The following is a 1406-nucleotide window of genomic DNA, read 5'->3' as shown; positions in this document are numbered from 1 at the left end:
AAAAATCTTTTTGTTTCAAGATCTATTGCTAAAGCATTTGTTCTACCTTTCTTTAAATTTTCTAGATTGGAATGATACATAATAGAGGCTAGATCAAAACTACTTAAGTAAATTACTTTGCCCTCTTCAACTAAATCGGCTTTTATTGTTTTACAAAGGCGGATAGATTTTTTCAATCCTCCATCAGCATAGTATTTACATTTGTAATCTATATAAAAAATATGCTTGAAAGGTAAGTTCATCAATGTAGTAGGAGTTTTATTATCTAACCTGAGTTCGATATAAAAAAAGAGTAGAAAAAAAGCCCTGTTTTTGTAACATATTGGTTCTCAAGACAAAATGTTATAAAACAAGGCTTCTCAATGGATCATATTACCGAATTATTTTGTATTTTGGATGATTTCTGCAAAAAATTTAATGAATCTTTAGAGAAAGCTTTAATTTCTAATCAAAAAACCAAGTTGAAAAAGTCAGCTTTAAGCTTGTCCGAAGCAATGACCATTGTCATTTTATTTCATCAATCCGGTTTTAGATTCTTCAAATATTTTTATTGCCAAATGATCGTTCCATTCTGGAAATCTGCTTTTCCTAAACTGCTTAGCTACAACCGATTTATTGAAATCATGCCCCGTTGTTTGCAAGCTCTGAGTAGTTTCTTCCATCAGGTGAAAGGAAAAGATACGGGAATCAGTATCATTGACTCCACTAAATTGGTAGTTTGCCATAATCTTCGGATTAAAAGGCATCGTGTATTTAAAGGCTTGGCCGGTCGTGGAAAAAGTAGTACGGGTTGGTTTTATGGTTTTAAATTACATCTCGTTATCAATAATTTAGGTGAAATTATTAATCTCAAGCTGACATCGGGAAATGTTCATGATGTTGCTATATTAGAATCTTTAACTCAAGAATTAAAAGGGATCCTACTCGGAGACAAAGGCTATTTGAGCAAAGCAAAAGCCGAAGCTTTAGCAGCAAGAGGACTGAAAATATTGACCCCATCACGTCGGAATATGAAAAATAAACCCATCCAAACTGAAGAAGAAAAACAATTACTTTGCAGAAGAGGATTGATCGAAACAGTGAATGATCAATTAAAAAATTTACATCAACTTGAACATTCACGTCATCGTTCGGTAAATAACTTCATGGTGAATATCATGGCTGCTGTAGTGGCTTATTGTTTGAACCCCAATAAGCCAACTTTCCAAAATATGCTAAAAGGTTAAGTGGATTTCATCGAACTCAGGTTATTTTACCAGGTGCGATGCCCTCTATTTTAGTCGGACTACGCTTTTCACTGGGTTTGGTATGGGTCCTGCTGATCGTTGCCGAAACCATTTCAGCCCAAGCCGGCATCGGTTATATGACCATGAATGCACGTGAATTTTTACAGACCGACATCGTCT

At 34.8% G+C, this 1406-nt stretch carries 1 protein-coding gene and 1 pseudogene; both read left to right on the top strand.

The genetic code is table 11. The annotated features are described in order from the left end of the window. Nucleotides 1-362: 362 nt before the first annotated feature. A complete protein-coding gene (locus tag ABWW28_RS27525) occupies nt 363-1226 on the top strand; it encodes an IS982 family transposase (protein WP_002122622.1) in 864 nt (287 codons plus the stop codon). A gap of 17 nt (nt 1227-1243) precedes the next feature. Continuing rightward, a pseudogene (locus ABWW28_RS27520) lies at nt 1244-1406 on the top strand (ABC transporter permease subunit); the annotation flags it as partial.

Origin of the sequence: Brucella sp. NBRC 14130, assembly GCF_040371715.1 — a bacterium.
GTDB classification, from domain to species: domain Bacteria; phylum Pseudomonadota; class Alphaproteobacteria; order Rhizobiales; family Rhizobiaceae; genus Brucella; species Brucella intermedia.
Note: the sequence above shows the minus strand (reverse complement) of the source record. Positions and strands in the feature narration are given on the sequence as shown.